Source organism: Mycobacterium sp. THU-M104 (assembly GCF_049197365.1).
In the GTDB taxonomy this organism is placed as follows: domain Bacteria; phylum Actinomycetota; class Actinomycetes; order Mycobacteriales; family Mycobacteriaceae; genus Mycobacterium.
Genome location: NZ_JBMIOP010000042.1, coordinates 1 through 6,275, shown reverse-complemented (window position 1 = coordinate 6,275; position 6,275 = coordinate 1). Strand labels below are relative to the sequence as shown.

6 protein-coding genes and 3 pseudogenes are annotated in these 6,275 nt (G+C 68.4%); 1 reads left to right on the top strand and 8 read right to left on the bottom strand.

Features of this window, described 5'->3' with window-relative positions; all coding sequences use genetic code 11:
* Positions 1-227: pseudogene (locus ACOJVU_RS04130) on the top strand (PE-PPE domain-containing protein); the annotation flags it as partial.
* Between the two features lie 70 nt (positions 228-297).
* Here the strand turns inward: ACOJVU_RS04130 and ACOJVU_RS04125 are convergent.
* The 8 genes and pseudogenes from ACOJVU_RS04125 to ACOJVU_RS04090 form a co-directional block, all read right to left on the bottom strand.
* Positions 298-936: a fatty-acid--CoA ligase gene (locus tag ACOJVU_RS04125; RefSeq protein WP_421528619.1), complete on the bottom strand. Its 639-nt coding sequence runs from the start codon at positions 934-936 to the stop codon at positions 298-300.
* A gap of 13 nt (positions 937-949) precedes the next feature.
* A pseudogene (locus ACOJVU_RS04120) lies at positions 950-1,087 on the bottom strand (ferredoxin); the annotation flags it as partial.
* Positions 1,084-2,355, bottom strand: coding sequence for a cytochrome P450 (locus tag ACOJVU_RS04115; RefSeq protein WP_421528618.1), 1,272 nt, complete (start codon positions 2,353-2,355; stop codon positions 1,084-1,086). The pseudogene ACOJVU_RS04120 and the gene ACOJVU_RS04115, both read right to left, overlap by 4 nt.
* A gap of 118 nt (positions 2,356-2,473) precedes the next feature.
* Positions 2,474-2,980: a hypothetical protein gene (locus ACOJVU_RS04110; protein ID WP_421528621.1), complete on the bottom strand. Its 507-nt coding sequence runs from the start codon at positions 2,978-2,980 to the stop codon at positions 2,474-2,476.
* Positions 2,977-3,413, bottom strand: a pseudogene (locus tag ACOJVU_RS04105) (TetR family transcriptional regulator); the annotation flags it as partial. The pseudogene ACOJVU_RS04105 and the gene ACOJVU_RS04110, both read right to left, overlap by 4 nt.
* A 95-nt stretch (positions 3,414-3,508) precedes the next feature.
* The gene (locus ACOJVU_RS04100) at positions 3,509-4,657 is read right to left on the bottom strand and encodes a thiolase family protein (RefSeq protein WP_421528617.1); all 1,149 of its coding nucleotides are present in this window, start codon (positions 4,655-4,657) and stop codon (positions 3,509-3,511) included.
* 2 nt (positions 4,658-4,659) lie between these two features.
* A complete protein-coding gene (locus ACOJVU_RS04095; RefSeq protein WP_421528616.1) occupies positions 4,660-4,824 on the bottom strand; it encodes a hypothetical protein in 165 nt (54 codons plus the stop codon).
* A 54-nt stretch (positions 4,825-4,878) separates the two neighbouring features.
* Positions 4,879-6,045, bottom strand: coding sequence for an acyl-CoA dehydrogenase family protein (locus tag ACOJVU_RS04090; RefSeq protein WP_421528620.1), 1,167 nt, complete (start codon positions 6,043-6,045; stop codon positions 4,879-4,881).
* Between the last annotated feature and the right edge of the window lie 230 nt (positions 6,046-6,275).

Sequence of the window (6,275 nt, the reverse complement as noted above, 5' to 3'; positions counted from 1 at the left end):
CCTTGCTGCCCACCGCAGACGTCGCCAACGCCCTGCTGACCAGCCTGCCCGCCTACGACGTCAGCCTGTTCGCCCAGGGCCTGGAAGCAGGCGACATTATCGACGCCATCGGCCAGCCGATCGCCGCCGACACCTACCTGGTGCCACTGGCAGGCGCCTTCGAAGCCTTCGCCGTCGTGGGCCAGATCTCAACGGTGATCGGCGACTTGGCCGGCCTCATCCCCTGACACAGTTCCGAGCCACGCACGATCGGCCACGCCACGGACCCACCCCGGGCGTACCTCGTCGGGTTTCCGTTTACGGTGGGTCCACGCGCTCGTCGCCGATGCGCATCATGTCGAAGAAGCGGCCGACGAACAGCGGTGGGTAGGCGCCGGCGCCGGCTCCCGACATCCATTGCGCCGCGGCGTCGGGATGCTCGATCCACTCGCGCGCACCCTGCTCGTCGCCAAGCTCCTGCAGGATGAGCACCTCGTGCTCGTCGTCGAACGCCTGGAACACCCAGGTTTTCCGGATCCCGGCGGCGCTGAACCGGTCCGTCGCGACGCGAACGCCCGAGTTCAGGGTCGCCACGTCGTCGACGGAGGCGAACGCGGCGACCACCACCCCCGGCGCATTGGGGGTCGCCGACTGCTCGGCCGCGAACCTGTCGACGATCTCACCTGCGAAGACCGCGGGGATGTCGTCGACGCCGGCTTCGTCGAACCAATCGAAGAACACCCGCAAGCGCAGCAGTTCGACGATCGGCTCCCGGCTTTGCACGCCGATCATCACCAGCACACGTCCGTAGTCGTGCGTGGACAGGTACACGAGCACGTGGTGGGCGCCGATGTCGGCGAGGGCCGGTTTGTTGCGCTCCAGCAGGGGCCACACCAGCGTCGGGTCGGGAACGCGGTAGTCCGACGCGATGACCATCGAGTGGATGTCGTTCGTCATCGCCGCGGCCCACCGCCGCCTCCAATTCCGTCGGGACGTCGGCATCGGTCGCGACGGCGTAGCCGTCGTCGGTCAGGCTGAACACTTCCGGGCACAGCGCGACGCAGACGCCGTGGCCGCGGCAGCACTGATCGTCGACCCGGACCCTCATGCCGGGAATTCCAGGTGCAGCTCGGTCAGTCCGCGCAGGATGTAGGTCGGAACGTAGTAATAGCGGCGCTCATCGGCCGGACCGTGCACCCGCTCGTCGAGTTTGATGTCCGAGGTCCGGTCGAGCAGCCGCTCGATCGCGACGCGCGTTTCGGCCCGGGCCAGCGGCGCGCCGGGGCAGCTGTGGATGCCGCGCCCGAACGAGATGTGCTGACGGGCGTTCTTGCGGGCCAGATCGAAGGTGGTGGGGTCCTCGAACCGGCGCGGGTCACGGTTGGCGGCCGCCTGCACGACCATCACGGTCGTGCCCGCGGACAGGTCGACACCGCCCACGTTGACGGGCACCCGGTTCAACCGGAAATCGCCCTTGAACGGGCTCTCGATGCGCAGCGCCTCTTCGATGAAGTTGGGGATCAGGCTGCGGTCCTTGCGCAGCAGCGCCTGGATGTCGGGGCGTTCCGCGATGACCTGCAACGCGGCGCCCAGCAGCCGCACGGTGGTCTCCTGCCCGGCCGAGAAGACGTTGCTGGCGACCCGGGCCACGTCTTCGACGTCGGGAACCGAGCCGTCGGGGAATGTCGCGGTCGCCAGACCGGTCAGCATGTCGTCGCGCGGTTCGCGGCGGCGGTCGGCGACATACTCGGCGAAGGTGCCATAGAGGAATTCCAGCGGGTTGTGCGCCAATGCTTCTTTGCCGGTGCCCCCGACGCCCCCACCCGAGTGCCGGCGGATGTTCTGGACGAACTGGTCACGGTCCTCCTCGGGCACCCCGAGCAGGTCGGCGATCACCAGTAGCGTGAAGGGACCCGCGAAGCCCTTGATGAACTCCCCCTCGCCCGGCGCCAGGAACCCGTCGAGCACCTGGTCGGCGAGGGCCCACATGGCGTCCTCGTTCTCCTTGAGGCGCTTGGGGGTGATCAGCCGCATCAGCAGGGCCCGATGGTTGGTGTGGGTCGGGGGGTCGAGGGTGGGCAGCTGGTCACTGAACGGCAAGTCGTCGCGGTGTTCCTCGATCAGCTCGGTGACGTCGTCCCCTTCCAGCGGTACCGGGAAACCGGGGAACGGGCCGGTCACCGAGATGCACGACGACCATGTCTCGGCGTCGTTGAGCACCGCGCACGCCTCGTCCCAGCCGGTCACCATCGTCACCCCGTGGTGGTTCTCGCAGGTCACGGGGCACCGCTGCCGCAGGGCCTCGTAGTAGGGGTAGGGGTTCTCGACGAGGCTCTGGTCGCGGAAGAAGTCCATCTCGGTGAGGTCGTTCACCATCACGTGCTCCGTTCGATCTCGGCTAATGAGAATATGCCTCATCAGAGATGAGTATTACATTTCCACACGCGCGCATCCGTCGTCAACGAGGGCACTGCCCGAGTTGCCTGCGGCCCGTTCAGCCGGCCGGCACGAGGTCCGCGGCGACCGACGGCCAGGCCAGCAGCCCGCTGCGGAACGTCTCGGCGGGGCCGACGGCGCCATCCGAGACGAAGGCGGCCGCCAGCGCCCGGGACTTGAAGATCTGCGCGGCCATGCTGAGGCGGTGCTGCACCAGGCCCACACTCTCGTCGAGTTCGGCCGGCCACTCCTCTCCCCACAGCGCGACCTCGGTGACGCCGTGGTCGAGGGCCCGCAACACGCCCTGGCGTACCCGGGGGTCGCACCCGAACAGGTCCGCCGCGGCCGCCAGGGCCTGGGGACGCGGGCGGGATTCCATCGTCGCCAGGACGTCCTCCAGGTCGAGCACCCGTGCGCCGAGGATCTGCAGCGGCCGTGCGTCGGGGTGATCGGCGACCAGCACCGTGACGTCCCATCCGGCCATCGCGCGGTCGAACAGCCAGCCGCCAGCGCACCTGACCACGTCGGCGACGTCGGGGGCGACCACGTCGAGCCGGTACCTCATGTCGCCTCGCTCGCCGCGCACGTCTTGCTCGTCCTGCGGGGCGCGAAGTCCCGCGCCAGCGTCTCGGCATACTGCTTGAACACCTCGGTGAGCGGTATCGAAGGGTCGAGCAACCATGTGGTTTCCATTCCGTGGACGAATGCCAGAATTTCCACTGCCTTGATGGCGGGGTCTATGTCCGTGCGGTAGCGGCCGTCGGCCTGGCCACTGCGGATGAGGTCGGCGACGATGTCGAGAGCGGCCCGGTGCCTGGCCAGCATGCGGTCGTGCAGCGGCGCCTCGGGAAGGATGTTCTCCACCAGCAGCACCTGAACGTGCCGACCAGTTCGGGGGCCCGGTGGAAGCGGTCGGCGACCTGGGCGATCTGGGCGAGCAGATCCCCGGTCCGGTCGGCGTGCACTTCGTCGTCGAGGTCACGGGCGTCGAGCGCCGAGGATCCGCTGCTTGCGGTCCTCACCCTTGGCGAGAAGCGTGTCACGGCACCCCTTCGTCGCCGGACCGCGGATGCTTTTCGGCCAGCGCCGCCCGCTATGCGACGAGCTCGACCAGCGTCGCGTTGGCCGTGCCGCCCCCCTCGCACATGGTCTGCAGGCCGTAGCGGAGGCCGTGGTCGCGCATGTGGTGCGCCATGCGCGTCATCAGCACCGCGCCGGAGGCGCCCAGCGGATGCCCCAGGGCGATGGCGCCACCCAGCGGGTTGACCCGGTCCGGGTCGGCACCCGTCTCGGCCAGCCACGCCAGCGGGATCGGCGCGAAGGCCTCGTTCACCTCGAACACGCCCACCTCCGACAGCGCGACGCCGGCCTTTTTCAGCACCTTCTCGGTCGCCGGGATCGGGCCGGTGAGCATGAGCACCGGGTCGGCGCCGGTGACCGCACCCGCGCGGTAGCGCACGATCGGGGTCAACCCCAGCTCGACTGCCATCTGCGAGGTGGTCACCAGCAGGGCGGCGGCCCCGTCGGAGATCTGCGAGGAGTTGCCCGCATGGATCACCCCGTCCTCGACGAATGCCGGCTTGAGCGTGCCCAGTTTCTCGACGCTGGTCCCGCGCCGGATGCCCTCGTCCGCGGTGACGACGACCCCGCCGTCGGTGAAGACCGGCACGATCTGGTCGGTGAAGGCGCCGCGGTCCTGGGCCGCGGCGGCCCGCTCGTGGGACTGCGCCGAGTATTCGTCGAGCCGGGTGCGGGAGAACCCCCACTTCGTGGCGATCATTTCCGCAGACAGACCCTGGTTGAACGAGAAGTCGTCATAGCGGGCCAGCACTTTGGGGCCGTAAGGCATCCCCGTGGCCCGGGCCGCACCGAGGGGAACGCGGCTCATGACCTCGACACCGCCGGCCACCACGATGTCCTGCTGGCCGGACATCACCGCCTGGACCGCGAAGTCGAGGGCCTGCTGGCTGGACCCACACGCACGGTTGACCGTCGTGCCGGGGATGGTCTCCGGCCACCCGGCGGCCAGCACCGCGTAGCGACCGATGTTGCTGGACTGGTCGCCGACCTGGGACACGCAGCCCCAGATCACGTCGTCGACGATCCCCGGGCCGATGCCGGCGCGTTCCCGCAGTTCGTTGAGGACGACCGCGGACAGGTCGGCGGCGTGCATGCCCGACAGGCCGCCGTTGCGCTTCCCCACTGCCGTGCGTACCGCTTCGACGATGACCGTTTCACGCATGTTCACTCCGATTCCGATGTTGTCAGCGCCCAGTGACCAGTAAACGACGCGTCTCGGCGCTCGGTGAAGGCGGCATAGGCGACCGTGGCATCCGCCGTGGCGAATTTGACGATCTGAGCGCGGGCCTCGTCGGCCGGCGCGACGGGCGAACCGGCCGCCAGGCTCAAGCGCGCACGCCGTCGCGATCCGCTGAGGAGCGGACAGGATCCGTCATCGCTGGGTCAATAGCTCTTCGGCAGTTTCAGGACGTTTGACCCCAGGAAGTTCAGGATCATCTCCTGGCTGACCGGCGCGATCTTCATCAGCCGGGCCTCACGGAAGTAGCGCGTGATGTGGTATTCCTCCGCGTAACCCATGCCGCCGTGGGTCTGCAACGCCCGGTCCGCCGCGGTGAAGCCGGCGTCGGCGCACAGGTACTTGGCGGTATTCGCCTCGCGCCCACAGGGTTTCCCGTTGTCGTACAGCCACGTGGCCTTGCGCAACATCAGCTCGGCGGCGTCGAGGCGGGCCAGCGAGTCGGCGAGCGGGAACTGCAGGCCCTGGTTCATGCCGATGGGCCGGCCGAAGACCTCGCGCTCGTTGCCGTATTTCACCGCCTTGTCCAGCGCCACCCGGCCGATGCCGAGGGCCTCGGCCGCGATCAGCATCCGTTCGGGGTTGAGGCCGTCGAGGATGTACTGAAAACCCTTGCCCTCCTCACCGACGCGGTCCTCGACCGGCACTTCGAGGTTGTCGATGAACAGCTCGTTGGAGCTGACGGCGTTGCGGCCCATCTTGCGGATCGGGCGGATATCGACGCTGCCACGGTCGAGGTCGGTGAGGAACAACGTCATGCCGTCGGTCTTCTTGGTCACCTCGTCATAGCTCTGGGTGCGGGTGAGCAACAGAATCTTGTCGGACTCCATGGCTTTGGAGATCCAGACCTTGCGGCCGTTGACGACGTAGCGGTCCCCGTCGCGCCTGGCGAACGTGGTGATGCGCGACGTGTCGAGCCCGGCGCCCGGTTCTGTCACCCCGAAGCAGACGTGGGTTTCGCCGGTGGCGACGCGGGGCAGCGTGCGCGCCTTGAGCGCGGCGGAGCCGTGCACCACCACCGGTTGCATCCCGAAGATCGACAGGTGGATCGAGCTGGCCGCGTTCATGGCGCCGCCGGACCTGGCGACCTCCTCGAGCAGGATGGTGGCCTCGGTGATGCCGAGGCCGTGACCGCCGTACTCGGCGGGGATCGTCATGCCCAGCCAGCCGCCGTCGGCAATGGCGCGGTAGAACTCCGTGGGGAATTCGTGCGCCTGGTCTTTTTCCATCCAGTACTGGTCGTCGAACTTGCGCGCCAGCTCCGCAACGGAGCGGCGGATCAGTTCCTGGTCGTCGGTCAGCTCGAAGTTCATCCCGGCGCCGGGCACTGTGGTTCTCCTTTCACACCGCGAGCAGACGCACAAGCCCCCGACACGCCGGCGATTTGGGTGCTTTCGCGTCTGCTCGCTGGGTGTCCGTCAGTCCTTGTTGCCGGTGAGCGCTTTTGCGTTGGCGGTGAAGTCCGCGACCGACGAACCGGCCCGCGTCTCCTTGTGGTGGCTGAGCGCCTGAATGGACACGTCGTGCCCCTCGGCGGCTTTGC